General features: G+C 28.7%; 24 protein-coding genes, 1 pseudogene and 1 other annotated feature. Of the genes and pseudogenes, 18 read left to right on the forward strand and 7 right to left on the reverse strand.

Annotated features, from left to right (window positions below; genetic code table 11):
• Window positions 1-70 precede the first annotated feature (70 nt).
• On the forward strand, window positions 71-1,168 hold the full coding sequence (locus tag C7N71_RS05825) for an SLC13 family permease (protein ID WP_105988181.1): 1,098 nt from the start codon (window positions 71-73) through the stop codon (window positions 1,166-1,168).
• Window positions 1,169-1,242: 74 nt separating this feature from the next.
• The gene (locus C7N71_RS05830) at window positions 1,243-2,028 is read left to right on the forward strand and encodes a glucose-1-dehydrogenase (RefSeq protein ID WP_105964898.1); all 786 of its coding nucleotides are present in this window, start codon (window positions 1,243-1,245) and stop codon (window positions 2,026-2,028) included.
• Between the two features lie 57 nt (window positions 2,029-2,085).
• On the opposite strand, the gene C7N71_RS05835 is transcribed toward C7N71_RS05830, so the two are convergent.
• Entirely contained in the window at window positions 2,086-3,417 is a 1,332-nt protein-coding gene (locus tag C7N71_RS05835; RefSeq protein ID WP_105988182.1) for an MFS transporter, read from the reverse strand.
• Between the two features lie 148 nt (window positions 3,418-3,565).
• Here C7N71_RS05835 and C7N71_RS05840 point away from each other — a divergent pair, with 148 nt between their 5' ends.
• Window positions 3,566-4,447 carry a magnesium transporter CorA family protein gene (locus C7N71_RS05840; protein ID WP_105988183.1) on the forward strand — a complete coding sequence of 294 codons (882 nt, stop codon included), beginning with the start codon at window positions 3,566-3,568 and terminating at the stop codon, window positions 4,445-4,447.
• On the opposite strand, the gene C7N71_RS08070 is transcribed toward C7N71_RS05840, so the two are convergent.
• Entirely contained in the window at window positions 4,448-4,591 is a 144-nt protein-coding gene (locus C7N71_RS08070) for a hypothetical protein (RefSeq protein WP_157944366.1), read from the reverse strand. It abuts the gene before it with no gap.
• 207 nt (window positions 4,592-4,798) lie between these two features.
• On the opposite strand from C7N71_RS08070, the gene C7N71_RS05845 reads away from it, so the two are divergent.
• Window positions 4,799-5,674: a GRP family sugar transporter gene (locus tag C7N71_RS05845; RefSeq protein WP_105988184.1), complete on the forward strand. Its 876-nt coding sequence runs from the start codon at window positions 4,799-4,801 to the stop codon at window positions 5,672-5,674.
• 137 nt (window positions 5,675-5,811) lie between these two features.
• Window positions 5,812-7,002 (forward strand): aminotransferase-like domain-containing protein, encoded by a 1,191-nt coding sequence (locus C7N71_RS05850; RefSeq protein WP_105988185.1) that lies wholly within the window; start codon window positions 5,812-5,814, stop codon window positions 7,000-7,002.
• A gap of 55 nt (window positions 7,003-7,057) precedes the next feature.
• Here the strand turns inward: C7N71_RS05850 and C7N71_RS05855 are convergent, their stop codons facing one another.
• Window positions 7,058-8,278, reverse strand: a complete 1,221-nt coding sequence (locus tag C7N71_RS05855) for an NRAMP family divalent metal transporter (protein WP_105988186.1) — start codon at window positions 8,276-8,278, stop codon at window positions 7,058-7,060.
• 179 nt (window positions 8,279-8,457) lie between these two features.
• Here C7N71_RS05855 and C7N71_RS05860 point away from each other — a divergent pair, with 179 nt between their 5' ends.
• On the forward strand, window positions 8,458-8,763 hold the full coding sequence (locus tag C7N71_RS05860; RefSeq protein ID WP_105988187.1) for a hypothetical protein: 306 nt from the start codon (window positions 8,458-8,460) through the stop codon (window positions 8,761-8,763).
• Between the two features lie 33 nt (window positions 8,764-8,796).
• Here C7N71_RS05860 and asnS read toward each other — a convergent pair whose 3' ends face one another.
• On the reverse strand, window positions 8,797-10,185 hold the full coding sequence (gene asnS / locus C7N71_RS05865) for an asparagine--tRNA ligase (protein ID WP_105988188.1): 1,389 nt from the start codon (window positions 10,183-10,185) through the stop codon (window positions 8,797-8,799).
• Window positions 10,186-10,245: 60 nt separating this feature from the next.
• Window positions 10,246-10,462: a binding site (T-box leader), on the reverse strand.
• Window positions 10,463-10,618: 156 nt separating this feature from the next.
• On the opposite strand from asnS, the gene C7N71_RS05870 reads away from it, so the two are divergent.
• The 6 genes from C7N71_RS05870 to C7N71_RS05895 all read left to right on the forward strand — a co-directional run bounded on the left by C7N71_RS05870 (window position 10,619) and on the right by C7N71_RS05895 (window position 16,326).
• Entirely contained in the window at window positions 10,619-10,930 is a 312-nt protein-coding gene (locus tag C7N71_RS05870; RefSeq protein ID WP_105988189.1) for a heavy metal-binding domain-containing protein, read from the forward strand.
• Window positions 10,931-11,110: 180 nt separating this feature from the next.
• Complete coding sequence (locus tag C7N71_RS05875; RefSeq protein WP_105988190.1) at window positions 11,111-13,765, forward strand: HAD-IC family P-type ATPase; 2,655 nt, start codon at window positions 11,111-11,113, stop codon at window positions 13,763-13,765.
• Between the two features lie 122 nt (window positions 13,766-13,887).
• Window positions 13,888-14,553 (forward strand): histidine phosphatase family protein, encoded by a 666-nt coding sequence (locus C7N71_RS05880; RefSeq protein ID WP_105988191.1) that lies wholly within the window; start codon window positions 13,888-13,890, stop codon window positions 14,551-14,553.
• Between the two features lie 188 nt (window positions 14,554-14,741).
• Entirely contained in the window at window positions 14,742-15,482 is a 741-nt protein-coding gene (locus C7N71_RS05885) for a MerR family transcriptional regulator (RefSeq protein ID WP_105988192.1), read from the forward strand.
• 156 nt (window positions 15,483-15,638) lie between these two features.
• Window positions 15,639-15,821, forward strand: a complete 183-nt coding sequence (locus C7N71_RS05890; protein ID WP_105988193.1) for a hypothetical protein — start codon at window positions 15,639-15,641, stop codon at window positions 15,819-15,821.
• A gap of 34 nt (window positions 15,822-15,855) precedes the next feature.
• Window positions 15,856-16,326 (forward strand): GNAT family N-acetyltransferase, encoded by a 471-nt coding sequence (locus tag C7N71_RS05895; RefSeq protein WP_105988194.1) that lies wholly within the window; start codon window positions 15,856-15,858, stop codon window positions 16,324-16,326.
• A 238-nt stretch (window positions 16,327-16,564) separates the two neighbouring features.
• On the opposite strand, the gene C7N71_RS08075 is transcribed toward C7N71_RS05895, so the two are convergent.
• The 3 genes and pseudogenes from C7N71_RS08075 to C7N71_RS05905 form a co-directional block, all read right to left on the reverse strand.
• A complete protein-coding gene (locus tag C7N71_RS08075; RefSeq protein ID WP_157944367.1) occupies window positions 16,565-16,735 on the reverse strand; it encodes a hypothetical protein in 171 nt (56 codons plus the stop codon).
• Between the two features lie 429 nt (window positions 16,736-17,164).
• Window positions 17,165-18,314 (reverse strand): annotated as a pseudogene (locus C7N71_RS05900) (tyrosine-type recombinase/integrase).
• A gap of 52 nt (window positions 18,315-18,366) precedes the next feature.
• The gene (locus C7N71_RS05905) at window positions 18,367-19,164 is read right to left on the reverse strand and encodes a helix-turn-helix domain-containing protein (RefSeq protein ID WP_105988195.1); all 798 of its coding nucleotides are present in this window, start codon (window positions 19,162-19,164) and stop codon (window positions 18,367-18,369) included.
• A gap of 123 nt (window positions 19,165-19,287) precedes the next feature.
• Between C7N71_RS05905 and C7N71_RS05910 the strand changes: the two genes are divergently transcribed.
• The 6 genes from C7N71_RS05910 to C7N71_RS05935 all read left to right on the forward strand — a co-directional run bounded on the left by C7N71_RS05910 (window position 19,288) and on the right by C7N71_RS05935 (window position 23,200).
• The gene (locus C7N71_RS05910; RefSeq protein WP_225361892.1) at window positions 19,288-19,503 is read left to right on the forward strand and encodes a helix-turn-helix transcriptional regulator; all 216 of its coding nucleotides are present in this window, start codon (window positions 19,288-19,290) and stop codon (window positions 19,501-19,503) included.
• A 40-nt stretch (window positions 19,504-19,543) separates the two neighbouring features.
• Window positions 19,544-19,813, forward strand: a complete 270-nt coding sequence (locus C7N71_RS05915; RefSeq protein WP_105988196.1) for a hypothetical protein — start codon at window positions 19,544-19,546, stop codon at window positions 19,811-19,813.
• A gap of 139 nt (window positions 19,814-19,952) precedes the next feature.
• Window positions 19,953-20,633 carry a Rha family transcriptional regulator gene (locus tag C7N71_RS05920; RefSeq protein ID WP_105988197.1) on the forward strand — a complete coding sequence of 227 codons (681 nt, stop codon included), beginning with the start codon at window positions 19,953-19,955 and terminating at the stop codon, window positions 20,631-20,633.
• Window positions 20,634-20,761: 128 nt separating this feature from the next.
• Window positions 20,762-20,950 (forward strand): hypothetical protein, encoded by a 189-nt coding sequence (locus C7N71_RS05925; protein WP_105988198.1) that lies wholly within the window; start codon window positions 20,762-20,764, stop codon window positions 20,948-20,950.
• Between the two features lie 62 nt (window positions 20,951-21,012).
• Window positions 21,013-22,998, forward strand: coding sequence for a VapE domain-containing protein (locus tag C7N71_RS05930; RefSeq protein WP_105988199.1), 1,986 nt, complete (start codon window positions 21,013-21,015; stop codon window positions 22,996-22,998).
• Entirely contained in the window at window positions 22,970-23,200 is a 231-nt protein-coding gene (locus C7N71_RS05935) for a hypothetical protein (RefSeq protein ID WP_105988200.1), read from the forward strand. Before C7N71_RS05930 ends, C7N71_RS05935 begins: the two co-directional genes overlap by 29 nt.
• Window positions 23,201-23,456: the final 256 nt, after the last annotated feature.

Consider the following 23,456-nt stretch of genomic DNA (forward strand, 5'->3'; position numbering starts at 1 on the left):
ATATTAGAATAAATGTTAAATTATATATAAAGATAAAAAATTGCAATTAAAAAATGGGATGAATTTATAAATGAATAAAATTAAAAATAATATTTTTTACGACCCAATACTTAAAATTGTTATCGTGATACTCATTCTAATGTTGTTTATTGGTAATCCTAGAATGAATGATATTAATTTCACTACCATTATATCTTTATTTACTATGATGATGTTAGTTTTAATTATTAAATCTCTAAATATTTTAAAATTCTTTAGCAATTATATAATTAACATTTCCAATAGTACTCGACAAATAGTTTCTTTGATGACAATATTTTCTTTTCTGGGGTCCATGCTAGTCACAAATGATATCGCAATTATCACTTTAGTACCTTTATATATAGAAATTGCTTATACACAAAAATTATCAATTCCATATCCGGTAACGTTGATTACAATTGCTGCTAATCTAGGTAGTTCTGTAACTCCATTTGGTAATCCACAAAATGTATTCTTATTATCATATTATCATTTATCAATTAATCAATTTTTTAGTCCAGCTTTTATAATTCTATTATTAGGAATATTTGTTTTAGGGTGTCTGATATTATTTGTAAAAAATAAAAAAATTAATTCCAATAATTTATCAAAAATTAACTTGGATTACAAAAAATGTTTGCCGGTTATTATATTAATCATCTTTATATTTATGGGCATATTTGAGGTAATTAACTTATGGATTCCTTTTGCAATAACCTTAATTTATGGAAATTATATTAATCGTTCAACAATTACTGACGTAGATTATTCATTATTGCTATCTTTTGTTGGATTTTTTTTGATTGTTGGTATTTTAAGTCGCAACCAATTGGTTATTAGTAGCTTGAATCATTTACTGAATACACCACATCAAGTATTTTTTTCGGGGGCGCTAATTAGTCAAATCATTAGTAATGTTCCAGGAGCAGTCTTGATTGCAAAATTTACTAATGATTTTTATTCATTATATTTAGGCGTTAATATTGGTGGCTTAGGTAGCTTAGTTGCATCTTTAGCAAACTTATTAGCTTTTAAGCAGGTTCAAAAATATTCAACTAAGAGTAGTTGGCAATTTTTAAAAATTTTTACCTTGACTAATATTATGTTGTTACTATTATCAATAATATTAATCAGTTTTATAATATAGAAACAAATTATTAACGTTTTTTTATAATGTATGTAATAATTTAAATAGTTAACAATTAGAGAGGAATGATTTTAATGTATACAGATCTTAAGGGAAAAGTTGCAGTTGTTACTGGTGCTTCAAAAGGTATTGGTAATGCTGTTGCTACTCGTTTAGCAAATGAAAACATGAAGTTAGTATTTAATTATAATTCTGACGAAGCGGGAGCTCAAAAAGCTGTTGATCAAATTAAGCATGAAGGTGGAGACGCTGTTGCCGTTCAAGCCAATGTTGCTAAAGAAGAAGACATTCAAAAGTTAGTAGATACTGCTGTTGAACATTTTGGGACTTTAGACTTATGGATTAATAATGCTGGTATGGAAAAAGAAGCTCCAACTCATGAATTATCATTAGATGATTGGAACAAGGTTATTAATGTTAACTTAACAGGTACTTTCTTAGGTACTAAAGCTGCTTTAAATTATTTCTTAGATAATAATAAACAAGGTAACATTATTAACATGTCTTCAGTTCATCAACAAATTTCATGGCCACATTTTGCTGACTATGCAGCATCAAAGGGTGGTAGTAAATTACTTACTGAAACAGTTGCTAAAGAATATGCTGAAAAGAATATTCGTGTAAATGCAATTGCTCCAGGTGCAATTAATACACCAATTAATGCTAAAAAGTTTGCTGATCCAAAGACTTATGCAGAAACTGCTGAATTAGTTCCTATGGGTCGTATTGGTAAGCCAAATGAAGTTGCTGCTGCAGCTGCTTGGTTAGCATCTGATGAATCATCATATGTAACTGGTGACACAATCTTTGTTGATGGTGGTATGAAGTTATATCCAGCATTCAATAATGGTCGTGGATAAATTAAAAATAAGCTTATTATAAAAAAGGTTCACTGATTTGGATTCAGTGAACCTTTTTTATAATGCTTTAAACCCAAAATCTTTGGGTTGTATTAGGACCTCAATAATTGGATATATCATTAAAATTCCTAAAAAGATAAATCCATATTCATATGCGATATTAACACTTACAAAAGTTGATAATGCAGATACAATTACTGAAATAAGTGAAACTCCTAATCCCTGTGCCATAGTCTGTAATACCGAGCTTAGAGTATTAGCAGAATTTCTTTCATTCATTGGAATTTCCGAAAATGTGACCGCATTATAACAAGTTAGTGCCAAAGATCGACCACAACCAGATAACAATGCTAATAACGCAATAATTATACCGCTTGTATTTGGACGGACTAATGCAATTAATGCTGTACTAACAGCAACGGTAATTAATGCTAAAATTAATGACCATTTATATTTAATTGCTTTAATTATCATATTGGTAAATGGTTTGATTCCGATATTACCTATAAATACAAAAATTACATAGTATCCAGCAGTTAATGCGGACCAATGGAATACCGTTTGTAAATAGATAGTTAATAAATATGGTAATGCACCGACAGATAGCCACAGAAAAGTTCCACCAGTTTGATAAATTCTGAATGAACTGACTTTTAAAGCCTTTATTTCAAATAATGGTTCTTTTGTTTTTGATAAATGGTATCCAACTAATAAAATCATTAACAAACCAATTATTACTAAAATACTTGATAATGTCCATAAATATTTACCATAAGTTGCTATTTCTGCACCAATTAAAATTAGTCCAGATGACATAGCAATCTCAATAAAACCTAACAAATCAAATTTACTACGTATCTTATTATCATCTTTTTCAATTAATTTATTTCCAATAATTACGGCAATCAAACCAATAGGAATATTAAGCAAGAAAATCCACTGCCAACTAAGATATTTAACAATAAATCCTCCTAACATTGGTGCGATTGCAGGTGCAATTAAAGCAGGCCAAACTAAATAATTGGCCATTTTTAGTAATTGATTAGATGGAGTCTTTTCCAACATAATTAATCTAGCAGTGGGGGTCATTAATGAACCAGCAAAACCTTGTACAAAACGACTAATTAGTAGGAAAGAAAATGTTGGAGCAACGGCATCTCCTAATGAACTAAGTACAAATAATGATGTTGCTAACATCCAAGCATTTTTTTTACCAATTCTTTTGGCAATCCATCCACTTAATGGGATGAAAATAGCCATGGTAATAAAATAAATACTAACAGTTAAAGATAATGAATTAGTTGGGACATCCAAACTTTTACCAATATATGGTAGGGCAGTTGTTAAAATAGTTGCATCTAAAAATTGCATAAATAAGCTTGATGCCATTAAAATAGCTACTTTTTTATAATTATTAATATTAAGCCAAATCCTTTCTTCATAATGATAAAAACATATATAATATATTGTATCAGTACTTAAATTTTACTATCAATTATTTAAGTAAAAATAATTATATAAAAATGAGGGATTATCTTTGAAGAAAGTACATAAATTAATTGATTCAACTTGGATTGAATTGGTTGATGCTAACACTAAAGAGGTAGTTAACACAATTGATGATTATAAATTACCTAACATCCTAAAGGGATACATGCTTGATAGACATGAACATTCTCGTTTTGAATATGATTCTGTGAAAAAATATTCAGTTTTGATTGCACGTGCATTGATAAGCGGTCAAGATGAAAACGTTGATACTTCACCAGTAGTTGCTGCATTCACTGAAGATGTTATTATAACTAAAAGTGATTCTAGATATCGTGTTAAACAACAAAGTAGTTGTAATAAATTTGATGTTATTTTTAGTATCTTAGAAAGAATTAATAAGCCATATATGAATAAATTAGATGAAATTAACGAAGATGTTGAACATTTACAAGGACTACGTAAAACTGTTAATAATAAACAACTTAACGAAATTGCTATTTTAAAAAATGACTTAGTCTACTTAAAATCATCTACAGCTGCTAATATTATGGCTATTAATCAATTACAAAAATCTAGTGATAATTTTGTAGTTCCGATTACTTTTAATAATCATCAAGATCAGCATATTGATGATGTTGTTGTTGAATATAGTGAATGCAAATATATGTTTGACGTCAATGATGAGATTGTCAGTCAGATTGAAGATACTTATAGTAATATTATTAATAATAATTTAAATGAGACTATGAAAATTCTTACTATCTGGTCTTTAATTCTTGCAATTCCACCAATTATTAGTGGATTTTATGGGATGAACGTTGGGCTACCTTTTGCTGATAGTAGTTGGTCGTGGTTATTTACAGTATTTATTACATTTGTGATTATTTATCTAATGATGCGTTATTTACGAAAGCATCATGATTTATAATTATTTCCAAACAAATTCAGTTTGATTATCTGGATTTGTTCTTTTTATTACTTGATTTTGATTTTTAGTGTTAATGAATGAAGTAAATAAAATTAATGAGATAGTAGTTATTAAAATCAATTTTTTTATTATAATTTTGTTCATTGAAATCACTTCCATATATTTTTTATTTATTTTAAATATAGATACTTAAAAATAACTTAAATGAAAATTAATGAAAGCGCTTTACTAAAATCAATTCCAAATGTATAATAATAAATATACAAAATGATATATAGCTTTTATTTAACTTTAATTATAAAGAAGTGCATAATTAATTTTGTAATCAAATGAGAAAGAAGTGTTTCTAATATGAGTTTGAATATTTTAATCGGAATACTTCCCGCGTTATTGTGGGGGGTTGGACCTCTAATTGCCACTAAAGTTGGTGGTCGTCCAATTGAACAAGTTATGGGTACTGGATATGGACAAGTTATTGTTGGACTAATAATTTATGCATTTACTAGACCATCAATCTCTTTCCAAGAATTTTTATGGCCTTTCTTAGGTGGAATGGCTTGGTCATTTGCTCAGTTTACTCAATTTAGTTCTTTCCAAAAAATGAATGTTTCTTCAGCAATGCCTATTTCAACAGGATTGCAATTAATTGAAATCCCATTATGTGGTGTTATTTTTTGGGGTGAATGGGGATCTCTTGATGCTAAAACAATTGGTTTTATCAGTATTGCTCTATTAATTGTTGGAGTATTTTCTACTAGTTATGTTGATAAATCAGTTTCTAGAGTAAAGATGAATTATAAAGCTGGTATTCCATTATTACTTATTGGATCTTTAGGTTACACAGCTTGTTCTGTATTCCCTAGAATTCCAAATGCTTCTGGAATTGTTGGATTATTACCTCAAACAATTGGTATGTGTTTAGGTGCTATTGTTATTTCATTTATTATGAATGGTAAGAGTAGTGTTCAATTAATGAAATCTAAGTTTACTATTAAGAATGGAATTATTGGACTATTAGGTGGTTTAGGTACATTGGCATACTTAACATCATTAAGTTTAAATGGTGTTGCAACTTCATTCCCATTAACTCAAATGAATGTTGTTGTTTCAACACTAGGTGGTTTATTAATCTTAAAAGAACACAAAAACAGAAAAGAATTATTATTCACAATYGTTGGATTGATTTTAATTGTATTTGCTGCCGTTATGATTGGTAGATTATCATAATTTAAATTATTTATGAAAAAGACTGATTTTTATTATCAGTCTTTTTTTGTATTGGAATATAATTAAAAATTCATTAATTTATTTTAATTGTTATGTTATTATTGTTCATAATATAATAATGAATGGAGTGAAGTATTATGGATTTTAAGTTTTCAAATCGCGTACCCAAACAAAACAATGATGTGGTAGGTGAAATTTTAAAGGTAGCTGGGGATCCTAAAATTATTTCATTTGCGGGAGGCCTACCTGCTCCAGAATTATTTCCAGTAAATGAAATAAAAAAAGCATCTGACAAAGTTTTTTCAAAACATGGCCAAGATGCTTTACAGTATACTGCATCCATTGGTAATTCGAAATTAAGACAATTAGTAGCTAATCGAATGGATTCTCATAAACATATTAACTGTAAACCATCAAATATTTGTATTACTACTGGATCCGAACAATCTATTGATTTAATTTCTAAGATGATGATTAATCAGGGTGATGTGGTTTTAGTTGAAAAACCTACATATCTATGTGCATTGGATGTATTTAGAAGTTATGGAGCTAAAATTGTTGGTGTAGATATGGATGAAAATGGAATGAAGGCTGATTCTCTAGAAACTGCCTTGCAAAATTATCCAAATGCAAAGCTTATTTATACCATTCCGAATTTTCAAAATCCAACAGGTAGAACGATGCCTACTAATCGTAGAAAAGAAGTTGCCGATTTAGCAAGCAAATATGATGTTATGGTAATGGAAGATGATCCATATGGTGAAATTCGTTATTCAGGAAAATCTATTGATCCAATTAAACATTTTGATAAAGATGGACATGTTATCTATATGAGTACTTTTTCTAAAATATTGGCGCCAGGAATGCGTTTAGGATGGATTATTGCTGATGAAAAATTTGTAAATATGTTTGTTGTAATGAAGCAATCTGCAGATTTGCATTCAGATAATTTGTCCCAATATATTGTTGCTCAGTATATGGAGGACAATAACTTAGATCTTCATATTCAAAAAATTCGCGATGCTTATCATCGTCGTGCATCAATGATGTTAAAAGAAATTGATAAACAATTTCCAAGAGGTGTTAAGCATAGTAATCCAGAAGGCGGGATGTTTATCTGGGTTGAAGTACCTGGTAATATTAATACTATGGAATTATTTAAGAATTGTGTTAAACATAATGTTTCTTTTGTTCCAGGAGAACCATTTTATCCAGATGAAATTATTCCAGGAACTTTTAGACTAAATTTTTCTAATATGAAAGATGACCAAATTCATGAAGGAATTCATAGAATGGCTGATGCTATCTCTGAAATGATTAAAAAATAAGTATGTAAAATAAAAAGACCAATTATATTAGGTCTTTTTTTATTTGATGAAATTTTTACCAAAAATTTAAAGTAGGGCCAATCATATAAATACCAAATATCATAAATATTAGGCAACAAATAATAACCAGCCATTTATAAAATCCATGCATTTTATATTTATTAGGTAGAGCTTTATTTTCAAGCATTAATAAAAGTCCTAATACAATAGGAGTCATTAATGCATTTAACACCTCGATAAAAATAGTAATATCAATCATATTTTGCATAAATAAAACCATAATACCGCTAATTAAAAATACAGATACATATATTAAATAAAAATATAAATTTTTACGACTTATTTTGTAGTTTAAACTATGAGGAACGTTCAAGACTTCAGTAATGCCCCAGGTACCAGCTAATGCTACAACAATGGCTGCTACAAATGCACCACCAATAATACTTAGTCCAATTATTATTTTTGCTGTGTTGATACCAGAAAAGTTGCTTAATACATTAGTTAGATCTGCAACTGAGTTTAATTTTATTATATTATTTTTATTTGCTACTATTGCAGCAAATAAAATAATATATCCAATCATAATTGCCTGAGTGATGATGGTACCAATAGCTGTATCATATTTTTCTTCTTTAATCATATTAGGTTTTAATTTTTTATCAATAACAGCACCTTGTTGATAAAATACCATCCACGGTATAATTACTGCACCTACATTTGCAGCAATTAAGTATATGTAATTTGGATCATTTATTGGGAGCTTAATAAATCCGTTTATAATTTGACTTGATGAAGGGTGTACGAAAAACAAACCAATAATAAATACTAATTCGAAAAGACCAACAGCAATTCCAATATGTTCTACTTTTTTGTAACTACCATTTAATCCAATTAGTGATAATAAAATAATTGAAAATGGAACTGTTATCCATTTAGAAATGCCAAATAATTCACCAACACCAGCAATCCCTATAAATTCAGTTATTAAAGCGCCAATTACTGATATTAATAAGGTTATAGCTGATAAGTAAGCCCATTTTTTACCAAAATGTTCACGAATTAATTCACCATGACCTTTTTTAGTAACTATTCCTAATCTAACAGTCATTTCTTGTGCCATATATAAAATAGGGATTAAAATAATTTGTGGCAAAATCATAGAATATCCATATTGGGCTCCTGATTGTGCAGCTGTTATTAAGCAACTTGCATCGGTATCTGCTAACATAACAATTAATCCGGGGCCAAATATTTTAAGCCATCTTTTTATCTTCATATATTTTTTACTATTTTGTGATTTAATTTCTTCGATATATAATCGCTCCTAAAAAAGTCTGGATTTACATTCTAGCATTTAAAAATTAAGTTATTGAGTCTTTATCTGACTATATTTCTGTGGTATAAATCTTATCAATCTAGATTACCAATTATATTTTTATGAAAGGAGACATGAAATTGTCTAATATAATTAAAATTCTTGAATCAAAACAAAATTTACTTAAAGTAACATATCGTGGTGAGTTTGGTTATTTTTTTCCTTCTACGAATTTAGTACAAAATAATACCAAAATTAAATCCTTTATGGATGCAAAAAAAGAATTATTAGAACAATTAAAAATCAATAATATTATGACTGTTCCAATTGAATTTGATATAGATAATGAATTATTTTTTATTCAATTGATTAATTATAATTTTAAAAAATTAGGTGTTTTTAGTATTAATAATTTAGGCAAAATAAAAGAGATAACAGATTATTAAAATATCTGTTATCTCTTTTATTGTATTAAAAAATTAGAATGGTGCGTTTCCTGGCTCACGTGGGTAAGGGATTACATCTCTGATATTTTCCATACCAGTTACATACATAACTAGTCTTTCAAATCCAATACCAAATCCAGAATGCTTAATTTCACCATATTTTCTTAATTCAGCATACCAAGCATATTCTTCAGGTTTTAAGCCAAATTCATGAATCTTTTGATCAAGGACATCTTCACGTTCTTCACGTTCACTTCCACCAACGATTTCACCAATTCCTGGCACTAAACAATCAGAAGCAGCAACTGTCTTACCATCATCGTTATCACGCATATAGAATGCTTTAATATCACGAGGATAATCAGTTAAGAAAGTAGGGCGTTTATAAATTTCTTCACATAAGTAACGTTCATGTTCAGATTTTAAATCCATACCCCATTTAACCGGAATATCGAACTTTTCACCAGATTCTTGTAATAATTTGATTGCATCAGTGTAAGTTACACGAGCGAATTCTTTACCGGCAGTACCCTTTAATTTTTCAATTAATCCTGGTTCGACATTTTTGTCTAAGAAGTTTAATTCATCTTTAGCATGTTCTAGAAGGTAATTGATAACATATTTTAATAGGCCTTCAGCACAATCCATCATACCTGGTAAGCGAGTATATGCCATATCTGGTTCAATCATCCAGAATTCTGAAGCATGACGAGGGGTATGTGAATTTTCAGCTCTAAAGGTAGGACCAAAAGTATATACATTCTTAAATGCCATGGTAAAAGCTTCTTCTTGTAATTGACCACTAACAGTTAAATTAGTAACCGTTTTGAAAAAGTCTTTTGAATTATCAACATTACCTTCATCATCTTTAGGTAAATTATTCATGTCTAAAGTGGTGGCACGGAACATTGCTCCAGCACCTTCAGCATCACTACTAGTAATGATAGGGGTATTAACATACACGAAATCATTGTGTTGTAGATATTCATGAACAGCGAATGCTGCTAATGAACGGATACGGAATACAGAGTAAAAGGTATTAGTTCTTGGACGTAGATGAGCAATTGTTCTTAAGTATTCAAAACTTTGTTTCTTCTTTTGTAATGGGTAGTCAGCATTGGAATGACCAACTAATTCTACCTTTTGTCCATGAATTTCAAATGCTTGTTGAGCATCTGGAGTTTTAACAAATTCACCTTCAACAGTAATTGTTGAGGCAATAGGTAATTTACTAATTTCTTCAAAGTTAGGGTTATCTTTTTTCAAGATAATTTGAGCACTTCTAAAGCATGAACCATCATTTAATTCAATAAAACTAATATTCTTTGATCCACGAATAGTTTTTACTGAACCTTCAAGAGCAACTGTTGATTTGTCTTCGATGTCTTTGTCATATAAATCAATAACGCTTAGTTGTTGCATATAAATTACACACCTTTCTAATTTAATTAAATACAATAAAATAAAAAGAGCCTTCATCCATCAAAGGACGAAAGCTCTTTTCCGCGGTACCACCTAAAATGCCTTTTTAAATAAGGCCACTTTTTCATATAACGTATGAAAAACGTTTATTCCTACTTAAGTTTCGAAATAAAAACAAATAGGTGTTATTCCTAAATAACAATATTATTAAGCTCTCACTATCCTTAACTCGCTAAAAATTTGTAGTTTAGTACTCATCCATATTTATAGTATTTAATATATAAACTTATTAACAATTAAATATTAACACTAAATGGTAATTATATACAATACTATTTATTTCAAATTCATTATGAGCTTACTTGTTAGGAAAATATAATTTTATTTATTATAATTTAATTGTGATAAACAAATCAAAAAGGGATGTTTATATATGTTAATTTCTACTACTGAAAATATTGGAACTAATTATGAAGTGCTTGGAGAAGTATTTGGTGTAACTACTCAATCAAGAAACGTAGGAAGCAATATTGCTGCTGGATTAAAGAATCTTGTTGGTGGCGAAATTAAAGGCTATACTCAAATGCTACATAATTCTAGAGAAGAAGCAATTCAAAGAATGAAGGATGAAGCAAAAGATAAGGATGCAGATGCCATTGTTATGATGAGATTTGACTCTGGATCGATTGGTAATGATATGCAATCAGTTGTTGCATATGGAACGGCAGTTAAGTTTATTCAGTAATATTAACTGAATAATATTTAGATATAAATTAATATTATTAATAAGATATAATATTTATGAGGTGATATGAAATTATGAGCATATTTTGGCATATCTTTATATCTTGTTTACCTTACTATCAATTAAAGTAGTTTTAAAGATGTTATTTAAACTATATTAAATTTAAAAAGGTAGATATAAATGAGTGATAAAGAAAATTATCAACTAACTGTTGATCAAATAATAGAAAAATACAATATTGAAGACATAAAAGCTGGTTTGAATGATGAGCAAGTTCGTAATCAGTTAGATAAAGACGGATTAAATAAAATTCAAGTTGCAAAGGAGCCTAAATGGAAATTATTTGTGCGCCAATTTAATAATATGATTATTTATATTTTAATGGTTGCTGCATTAATTACTTTATTGATGGGGCATTATTCTGATGCTTTGGTCATTGCTTTAGTGGTGATCATTAATGCCTTAATTGGATATTACCAAGAGGCTAATGCATCTGAAGCTCTGGAAAAGATTAAACAAATGCTATTAACGCAAGCAACTGTTTATCGTAATGGTACTCGTGATGACATTTCTGCGGAGCAGTTAGTAGTTGGCGATGTGGTTTTCTTAGAAGCAGGTGATAATGTACCTGCTGACTTAAGAATCTTTGATGCAGATAATCTAAGAATTCAAGAAGCAGCACTAACCGGAGAACCTGATTCAATTGAAAAAATTGAAGGTGTTATTGATAATGATAAAACACCTTTAGCTGAAAGAAAGAACATGGCATATGCATCAACTTCAGTTACATCTGGTAGTGGTAAGGGAATTGTTGTTGATACTGGTTCAAACACAGAAATTGGTAAAATTTCTTCTGAAGTAAGTAATACTAAGTCTAGAAAATCACCATTAATGATTGAACTAGATAAGTTAGGTACCCAAATTACTTATGTAATTATAGCTGTTTCAATTTTGCTTTTTATATTAGGATTATTTATGGGTACTTATTCATTATCAGTATTAGCTTTAGCGGTTGTATCGATGTTAGTAGGAGCTATTCCTGAAGGATTACCTGCGACAACTTCAGTTGTTCTTGCAATGGGTGTTAGTGATATGGCTAAAAAGAAACATACCATCATTAAATCATTGCCAGCGATTGAAACATTAGGATCAGTTGATGTAATTGCAACCGATAAAACAGGGACGCTTACTAAAAATGAAATGACTGTTAAGAATATTATTATTGATGATAAAAATTATAATGTTACTGGTGATGGATATGAACCTAAAGGGAATGTTCAATTTAGCGGTGAAAATATTAAAATGAATTCTAAAATGCAACTATTTTTAGAATCAGGTTATGAGGCTAATGATACTGTTCTGACACATGAAAATAACAATTGGGAAATTAATGGAGAGCCAACTGATGGGGCATTTTTAACTCTATATCATAAGGTATTTGGCTACCATAATCATACTAATTATCAAGAAGTTGACATGTTACCATTTGACTCGGATTATCGTTACATTGCTAAATTAGTTCGTGATGATAATGGGCAAAAGAAGATTTTTATTAAAGGATCCCCAGATAAATTATTTAATATGACAAATAAAAATGATAGTTCATTTAATGAAAACTATTTAAATAATCAAATTAATGATTTATCTAAGCAAGGAAAACGTGTGATTGCTGTTGGATATAAAGATGTTGCTGATGATGTAAATGAGATTAATCATGATATCTTAAAAGATGGAGTGACATTCTTAGGTTTAGCAGCAATTATTGATCCGCCAAGAGAAGAAGTAATTCAAGCACTTAAAGAAATGAATTCAGCTGGTGTCAGTCTGAAGATGATTACTGGTGATAATCCGATAACGGCTAAGGCAATTGGTGAGCAGTTAGGCTTGGCCAATCAGATTAGTGCAGTGACTGGAGCACAATTAGATGAAATGTCTAATACAGAATTTAAGGATGCAGTATTAAATAACCAAGTATTTGCTAGAACTACTCCTAAAAATAAAATGGATATCATTGAAACACTCGAAGATGCTGGTAAAGTGACAGCCATGACGGGGGATGGAGTTAATGATGCACCAGCTTTAAAGAAGGCTGATATTGGTGTAGCAATGGGAATAGAAGGTACTGATGTTGCTAAAGATTCCGCTGATATGATTTTAACTGATGATAATTTCAGTACAATGGCAGTAGCTATTAAAGAAGGTCGTCGGATTTATGACAACATTAAGAAAAGTATTTTATTCTTATTACCAACATCGTTTGCTGAAGGTCTAATTATTGCATTTACTATTTTGATGAATAAAGAAATGCCATTGCAACCGACACAATTGCTTTGGATTAATATGGTTTCAGCAATTACCATTCAATTTGCCTTCATTTTTGAACCTGCAGAGAATGGAATTATGAAACGTAAGCCTCGTAATAATCAGGATAGATTATTAAATAAACATGATGTTTTTCAAATGATTTATATTTCATGCTTGATTGCGATTATGGGGATTGTAGTATTTGAATGGTTAACTGGTCATGGATATACTGATGCAGTTGCAAGTACAATGGTTGTTAATGTGGTGGTATTTGGAAAGATCTTCTATCTATTTAATATTCGTACTAGCAAGCCAGCAATATCAAAAGAATTATTTACTAATATGAAAGCATTCTGGATTATTGGTTTAATGATTGTTTTGCAATTGATTTTAACTTACATTCCATTTATGCAATCATATTTCTATACTTCTAATATCAGTTTATTAGATTGGTTAATTGTTATTGCTTCTGGAGCTGTGGTCCTAATTGTTGCAGAATTTGGCAAGATGATTAGGATGTTTTTAAAATAATGGATTAAAAAGTAACCGCTACTAATTGGTGGTTACTTTTTATTTTGTAAATGTTTAGATTAATTATTAAACTTTTATAGTTTACTTTGATATAATCGTAAACAAATAGGGAGGTAATTATGATGAAAGAGTTTGATTTATATGTAGTTCGTCATGGACAAACTTATTATAATATATATCGTAAAATGCAAGGTTGGAGCAATACTCCCTTAACAAAACAAGGAATTAATGATGCACAAAAAATTGCTGATAAATTATCTGATATAAAATTTGATGCAATTTATTGTAGCGATATGGAAAGAGCTAGATATACTGCAAAAACAATTTGCGATAATAATTTGTATCATTCAGATGAAGATACTATAATTGATACTCCATTATTAAGAGGAGTATTTTACGGTTACTTTGAAGGTAATAGTATTGATACAACTAATTATACCCTAGCTGCTTCTAATAAATTTTCCTCTCATACTAATATGGTTAATGAATTAGGCTTAGATGGAATAAAAGATGCTTTTCACAAAATGGATCCATTTCATCAAGCAGAAAATAGCAAAGATTATTGGAAACGTTGGGATAAGGGACTTCAAGAAATAATAGATAATCCTAATGTTCAAAATAATGGTAAGGTATTATTAGTGAGTCATGGACCAGCAGTACTTAGTTTGGTTGATCGATTCGCTAATGGTAAATTTGATGTTAGTCAAAGACCACAAAATGGTAGCTTGACTAAATTACACTTTACTTCAAAAGGTAATTTTGAGGTAACTGGTTATAATATTAAATAGAAAAATTATAATTGTTTATATCATTATGAAAAATATAGCTATCCAATTTTATTTGGATAGCTTTTTTTTGACTTCATTATATTTTTGTTGATTTACTAAACTATTAAATTTTAAAATATTTTTTATAATTTATGTTTACTATTACGCTAGGTTATAGAAGATAATGAATTTGTTGGAGGAATAGTACTATGAAATATTCAACAAAAGAAATAGCTGATATGTCCGGACTTACAGTTAGAACTTTACATTATTACGATGAAATAGATTTACTGAAACCTAAAAGATCATTAAATAATTATCGAATATATGATTCTGATGATGTAGTTATCTTACAAAGGGTATTATTTTATAAAGGGTTGGGATTTAGTCTTGATAGAATAAAGACTATTTTATCTTCAAGTAATTTATCATTCTATGATGAATTGCAAACCCATATTGATAATCTTTTGATAGAGAAATCTAAAATTGATAATACTATTAAAATGATTAAAAGGGTTCAAAAGGAGGATGAAAATATGAATGATAATGAAAGACTAGAAATTTTTAAGCAAAATAAAATTGAAAACAATGAAAAAAATTATGGAAATGAATTAAGACAAAAGTATGGGGATGATTTTATAGATTCATATAACCAAAGTTTTGCTAACTTATCTAACAATAACATTGACGATTATAATAATATTGGTAGAAAAATAATTGATTTATTAATTAATAGTGTTAAAAATAATGATAAAAGTCATGATAAGGATATCTTTAATTTACACCAAAATTGGTTGAAGCTAATTAATAAAAATTATAGTAAAGAGTATCACATTTATATGGCTAAAATGTACTTGAATGATGATAGATTTACTAATTATTATGATTCTAGAGCTGGTAAGGGTGCTGCTAAAAGGTTGAGTTCAATTATTATGGAATATTTAAAGTGATTTTTTAATATTGAGTATCTTCTATGGGGATGCTCTTTTTTATTATATGGGTTTTCAATTGCTGTAATTCTAAAATGTAAAGTATTTTTTCTAATTTAAATAGATTAAGCTAGTCCATTATACTGTGTTATTATTTTATTTATAGGAGTGATATTTATGATTTACATAATTGGTTATACTGTTTCACTAATAGGATTGCTTATGTTGCTTTTTAGTTGGAAAAAATTCTTTCCAAAGTTAGATAAATTACAAAAATTTGCATTTTCTATTCTATCCCTAGGTATAATTGTTCCGATGATATATGGATTTGTTATAGGTTTTATTAGTAATGTTAAATAGCTTTTTGCAAATGATTTGTAGGATGTGAACATATATGAAAATTAGATTATTTGAAAATGAAGATGCAATTGATTTATCTAAACTTGTTGCTAAAACTATGAAGATTAGTAATTCTAAGGATTATAGCTTAGAATATCTAAAAAAGGATATTTCTGAAAGAACACCTGAATTTTTTATTGACAGATCTAAATATTTGCATTGTTATGTTTTCTTAATTAATAACAAAATTGTTGGAACTGGATCGATTGGTCCGTACTGGGGTAAAAAAGATGAAAGTAGTTTATTTAATATATTTGTAGATCCAGGTTTTCAAGGACAAGGTATCGGTAAAAAAATTATTATAACTCTTGAAAATGATAGTTATTTTAAGCAAGCTAAAAGAATTGAAATACCTTCATCTATTACTGCAGTAAACTTTTATAGAAATTTAGGCTATAATTTTAAAGATAATATTAAAAGTACAGATAAAGAAGGTCTATTTAGGTTAGAGAAGTTTAATATTTAATTAAAATTTTCTTTTCAATTGATTATCAACATTGTTGATAATCTTTTTTGATTTTTGGTACTTTATATATTATTCACCTTAATGTTTATTTTGTTTGCTATTCATGAAGTGTAATTTTTACTAATTAAAAGTGGTAGTGGGATTATCACATAACCAGATAAAAAACTACTGATAATTAAACCAATAGCAAATGGTTAATTTATATAATATATATATAAGCTTATATTATGTGTATTTATTAAAATAAATTTTGAATCGAAGAAAATGTGTTTATAATTCCAACGATAATAATAAAAAACATTAATGAATAGAATAACTTAGCACTACTCATTATCTTATTTAAAGACCCGCCAAATATAATAATTATTATAGCAATTGCTACTAATGTTAAATTTAATATAATTAACAAACCGTGAACCTCCTCTATACATTAATTGAATCCACAAATGATTTAAAAATATATTGATGTAACTTAAGCTTACTAAATGATTATCATTATATCCTAATATTATATAAAAATAAAAAAGCCACTCACAAGAGTAGCTTAGTTATCCCGTCCCATACGTACATACATATTTTTATAAATTATATTATTTTTAGCGGCTACCATATTGGCTACCATTGAATGCTATATTATGTGTTTTTATATTTATATTATTTAAAATAAAAAAGGCTGTTATATCAATGCTTTTAATCACTGATTATAACAACCTTTTGTCATCTAATGGAGTCGGCGGGTTTTGAACACTACTTTTAGTAGATTGCTGTAAACACGCTATCCATAAGCCTTTTATTAATATTTTAAATTTTGCGTACTGTCATTTTTACTGTCATTGACCTAAAAATCAAGGTAATTAACCAATTTTTTAACAGCTTCTTTATTTTGTTGATTGGTAACATGAGTATAAATATCCATAGTGGTTTGTATATCTTCATGACCTAATCTTTCTTGAACTTCTTTGATTGAAGCACCCGCAGAAAATAGGGCGGAAGCATGAGTGTGCCTAAAGCCATGAACTGTAATAGGCTTTAAATTATTAGCTTTAATAACCTTTTTTAACCACTTAGCTGGTGTATTTAAACATTTATGGTTATTAGTACGTGAAGCAAAGACTAATTGAGATTTTTTAAAGGTGTTAAAACCTAACATAAAGAATACTTTCTTTTGTCTTAAACGCCATTCTTTTAGATAGTTCATAGTTTTAGAATCCATTTTTAAAGTACGGCGACCTTTACGAGTTTTAGGAGCTTGTACTATTTGTTTACCCTTAACACCTTGTGTAAGTGTTTTGTTTACTCTGATAGTTTGTTCACTCATATTAATATCATCCCAAGTTAGGGCTAAACATTCACCACGTCTTAAACCAGCAAAGGCTAATACTCTAAATAATGTATACTTTTCCATTTCTTTACTTGGATCAATACATTCAAAAAAATTAAGTAATTGCTTTTTATCCCAAAAGTTAGCAGGCTTATCACCATATTCCACTTGTTTTTTAGGGATGTTTACCAATTTACAAGGGTTATCTTTGATATATTGTTCCTTAATCGCATAATCAAATACATTAGATGTATAATTAAACCACTTTTTAAAGTTATTAGGAGCAATTTTAAACCATTTATTAATTGCTCGTTGTACTTCATTAATCTTGATTGTCCGTATTCTCTTATTACCAAAAGCGGGGATGATATGGTTTTTAAACATCCCGTCAGTACGTGCATAAGTGGACTCTCTCACTGTATTAATATATGCTTGATACCACTGTTCATAAACTTTACTAAATTTAATATTGTTTTCTTGCTTAATGCCACCTTGTGCAACTTCAAGTTCTAACCTTGAAGCTTCTAGGGTGGCTTCTTTTTTGTTTTTAAAACCGCTTCTACTTAAATGCTTAGGTTTTCCCAGTTTGTGAGTTTAAACCAGCATACAATTGGAATTCATAACGTTTATCGCCATTCTTAGTTGTGTAACTTTTGATACTTGCCATTATCTTTCATCCCTTAATAATGCCGTGTGGGGCGGTATGTATTAAAGGAAAATTAGTTATCAAGATCATCTTTAAAATCGTTAACAAATAATTCCTTATATTCATTAACTGAATCTAAATAATCTTTTTTTATATTATCCAATTTTTTATCAAAATCGTTAACAATTAGGTTATCTATTTTTATTGAATAATAGTAAGATATCTTATCTCTTAATGATATTCTTTTATACTCAGAATATTTTTTTAAGAAACTGTTTAAAGTCATTTTAGATATATTTAAAGCCTCTTTATTTTCACTTATTGATAATTTGCTCTTAATATTGTTTATTTTTGCTAAAATGGTATTTCTTTCCCTAGCATTTTCAAATATTACATCAGAAGATAGTGTTATTATTTTTTTATAATCATAATACCCGAGTTGTAATTTAACAGAATAAGTAAATATGTCATTTATGTTTTCATCTATAACATGGTTTATTTCTTCATCTGTGATGGTATTATTATTGGGAATATCTATTCCATCTTCATTAATATAGGCTCCTTCACTATCTAAGCTATAATCTATAACATCTATTATTAATCCTATATTGTTAAGAAGAAGGCTTTTAATAAAATCCTTCATATCTCCATAAAGAATATATCCAATTTGTACGTTAAATATTTTAGATAAGTATTTTAAGTTAACTTGTCTTGGCTTTGCTATTCCTTTCTCCCAATTGTTAATTGTACTTTTACCACCAACATTAATTTTATTTGCTAATTCCTCCATACTCAAATTAGATTTATTTCTTAAATTGTGAATTCTGAAACCAACGCTTTTTTTATTTATTTTAGGTAAATCTATACACAATGATAAACAACTCCATTCTTTAAAGTACTAAAAAGTACAATGTTTATATTGACAGTATAATTTAAAAGTATTAACATTACAAATGAAAATTAAGTACTAAAAAGTACAATAAGGAGGTTGGATATGATAATCAAAATCAGTAATTCTGTAAAAAGATATCGTCAATTTGCTGGATATACTCAACAAAGTATAGCTAAAGAATTAAACATGCCACTTAGTACTTATCAACAAAAAGAACAAGGCAGAATAAATTTTTCACATTCTGAAATGGAAAACATTAAGTTATTGCTTTCTAAAGAGATTAAAAATGTTACTATTGATGATATTTTTTTTAATTAAAAAGTACTAAAAAGTACAATTGATAAAATGAGGTGAAAATATGCAAGTACAACTACCAAAAGAACAAGAGCAAGCTTTATATAAACATGTAAGTGATGTATTGAGTAAAGCAGTTGATAATGTCGAACAAAAAGCTAATCTCAACACACCATGGATTAAGGGGAAAAAGCAAGCATGTAAATGGTTAAATGTTAGTCCACAATCACTAAATAAACTAATGACTAGGGGCTTACCAGTACATTATTTAGACGATATGGGAATATGTTTCTTTAACAAGCGTGAAGTTACTAAGTATTTACTAGAACAATAAAATTTATTGCCGTGTGGGGCGGAAAAATACTTATAACATAGCAAAATAAAAAGCCCATATATAAATATGAACTTGAAAGGGGATGATATATGAATGTTTTTTGTTGAATCAATTAATTTATAAATAGGAGTTGATAATTATGTATGATCTATTAAATACTGGTTTAGTATTCACACAATCAGAGAGTGAGAATGCTACACCAATAACAACCAATTATGTAATTTCTGAATATGCAAGAATTAAGGTTCATGCTGTTAATCAATTAATAAGAAAATACAAAACAGAAATGAAATCATTACAATCCAACGCACTTGAAATGCCTAGGATTGAGCAAAAAAGTAAAAATGGAAAACTAAAAATAACTTTCTTATTAAATGAAAAACAATCAGTTTTCATAATTGCACTTTTAAGAAACACTAAACAAGTAGTTGAATTTAAAAGGAATTTAGCTAATGCTTTTGTTGAAGTTAAAAAGCTGTTGAGTAAAAGACAAATAACACATGCTAATAGTAAGCCAATAACTAAGACTTTAGGGCAAGCAATACAAGATAATCCTAATATTACTAATAAGTTTGCTTATAGTACCTTTAATAAGCTGATATATAAACATGCTTTAGGCATTAACACCAATCAATTAAGAAAGACTAAAGGTATCCCTAAGCACGATGTTATTAGTGATTATTTAACTGTTGATGAGCAACAAGAACTAAATAAAATTAAAAACTTGGTTATCTCATTGCTAGATATGAACTTAGATTATCAAAAAATTAAGCAAACACTTGAAAATTTACCAAGTAAACAATTACAAGGAAGTAAATAATATGATAAATAAGGGTATAAAAAAAGACTGCCACTCGCCAAAGTCGTGCAGTCTTGTGAGCCTAGCAATGGGCTTTTTATACCCTTTTATTATATCAAAAATACAAATTTAATAAAGGGGTTAGCAATATGCAACAAGTAATTAAATTAGCCAATAGCAACTGGAATAAGCGTTTAGGGATGAATGAAAAAGTTATTATAAATTATCTATGCACTGATCCAATTACACTACTTAAGGTTATTGATATGTTGAAATATCCTAATTTATTGAAGTACAAACATAACAATAAAGTCTATACAGGTGAAGTACAAACATAACAATAAAGTCTATACAGGTATTGAAGTAATTAATGTACTTAAAAGATAGGTGGTGAATTATTTTGATTAATACAAAGCTAAATAATTGGCAATATATCAAGGAATTAGCTAATAAAGGTATTTGTATGTATCCATTAATTAAAGGCACTAAGAAGCCCGCAATTAAAGATATGTTAAATAATGCAACTAATGATATTAAACAGTTAAAAGAATGGTTTAAGCCTAATAAAAATGGCTTTCTAGAGTATGACGTAGCTGTTAATCCTAGTAAAAGTAATTTAATCGTTATTGATGTGGATAACCATAATAATACAAATGGTGCTAAATGGATTCATGAAAAAGAACAAGCTGGCTATATTATGCAAGCTAAGGTATCAGAAACCACTAAAAATAAAGGTGTTCATTACTTTTATATTAATGACTTAGATATTGATATTAAAGACGGCACGCATATAGATTCTAATAACTCGATTGAATTAAAAACACAATCAACCATTATTTATCCTAGTGCTGGATATAAGCCAATAAATAGCATATTAGACAATGATATTGATGTAATGCCTAAGTGGTTAAAAGAGTGTATAAAGAATGTTGTAAGTAGCAAAAATAAGCCTAAAACAACTCATAAACGTAGGAAAAATAATATATTTACTGAATTAATTGACTTGTTTCAACATGGTATTCATAAGGGTGAGCGGAACAATAAATTAGCTCAAATAACTTCTAAACTATATGCTATGTATTTTGATGATAAAGGCGTTAAAAAGACAATCGAGTATATTAACGATGCTTATTGTGATTATCCATTGCCACAATCAGAGATTAATACCATGCTTAAAAGTAAGGCTAAACAAAAGCATATGCTAATTAAAGTTGATGATTACGAGATTCAACAAAACAGGAACAAAATACCTTTAAAATGCTATGCTAATGGAGCACCTAAGCCTAACTTTGCTACTAATTTTAAATTAATATGTTCATATGATAATAATTTAAAGAACTTAATTAAATATAATGAATTTAGCAATGCCGTATTTATCAAAAAAGGTAATAAATGGGTTCGCTGGGATGATACAGATTCGGGTAAGATAAGAGTATATGTTGAAAACAAATATAATTTTACCGCTAATAACAATGGAACTATGTATCAAGGTATTGAACAATATGCTTTAGAACACTCATATAACCCAGTTAAAGATATGATTAATAAAGAACAATGGGACGGTGTTAATCGTGTTGATACACTCTTTATTGACTATCTCGGAGCAGAGGACAACTCATATAATAGAATGGTAGCTCGTAAGTTTATGGTGGGTGCCATTGCAAGGGTATTTCATCCCGGATGTAAATTTGATTTAATGCCTATCTTGTTAGGCTCTCAAGGTTTAGGAAAAAGTGGTTTAATTGATCGCTTAGCTAGTGGATACTTTGAAGATCATTTAAGTAGACTAGGTGGCAGTAATAAAGATGACACTATGAAACTTCAAGATAGTTGGTTAGTTGAAATAGCTGAACTAGAAGCTTTTAACAAGTCAAACTCTGATAGTGCTAAGGCTTTTATTACTTCACAAGAAGATAAATATAGAAAGCCTTACGGTGCAGCACCGTCAACATATTATCGCCACAATGTATTTATTGGAACAACTAATAAAGCTCAATTCTTAAATGACCAAACAGGAAACCGCCGTTATTTACCAGTTGAATGTGGTATTAATAAAGCTACTAAGCATGTTCTTAAGCAAAGCAACGGGCAAGATGATTTAGATGATTATGTACGTTATCAAATCTATGCAGAAGCTAAGTATATGTATGAACATGGGGAATTAATCTATTTAACTGATAGCGAAGAAAAAGAAGCCGATAGCAAAAGACAAACTAATGAAGTGTATGATGTGGTTGCTGAAAGTGTTAAGAGCTATTTAGATATGAAGATTCCAAAAAATTGGGATGATTATGATGAGTTTCAACGCACACAATACTATATTCGTGTATTTCAAGAGAATAGATATTCTAGTAAGTATGAAGAAAAAAAAAGACTTAGATGTTAATGATCTAGTTGAAATGAATGCAGTAAGCACTAAAGAATTATTAAGTATTCCGCTAAATAAAAATAATAATGCAGAAATACAAGGCAGTCCTAGAAGTTTATCTAGGCGAGTAAGTAATATCATGAGTGGTGTAAATGAATGGAAACAGTCAAATAAAGTTAGTTTACATGATAAGTATGTACGTGGATATAAGAGAAAATAACGATTAAGCGTACCATAAGTGTACCCGAACAATTATCCTTATGAACCTTGTTAAATCGATATTTACAACATTATTATAGTTTTAATATAAACAAAACGGGTACACTAAAAAATAACAAGTGTACCTTGGATAATGCTTGATGTATCAATAATTAGAGTGCTTAGGGTACACTAGGTACACTAATATTTTTAATATATATAGGGATGATAATAATCATAATTAATATAGCTAATATAATACTTATATATATGTTTTT

The sequence above is a fragment of the Apilactobacillus timberlakei genome (assembly GCF_002993965.1).
GTDB classification, from domain to species: domain Bacteria; phylum Bacillota; class Bacilli; order Lactobacillales; family Lactobacillaceae; genus Apilactobacillus; species Apilactobacillus timberlakei.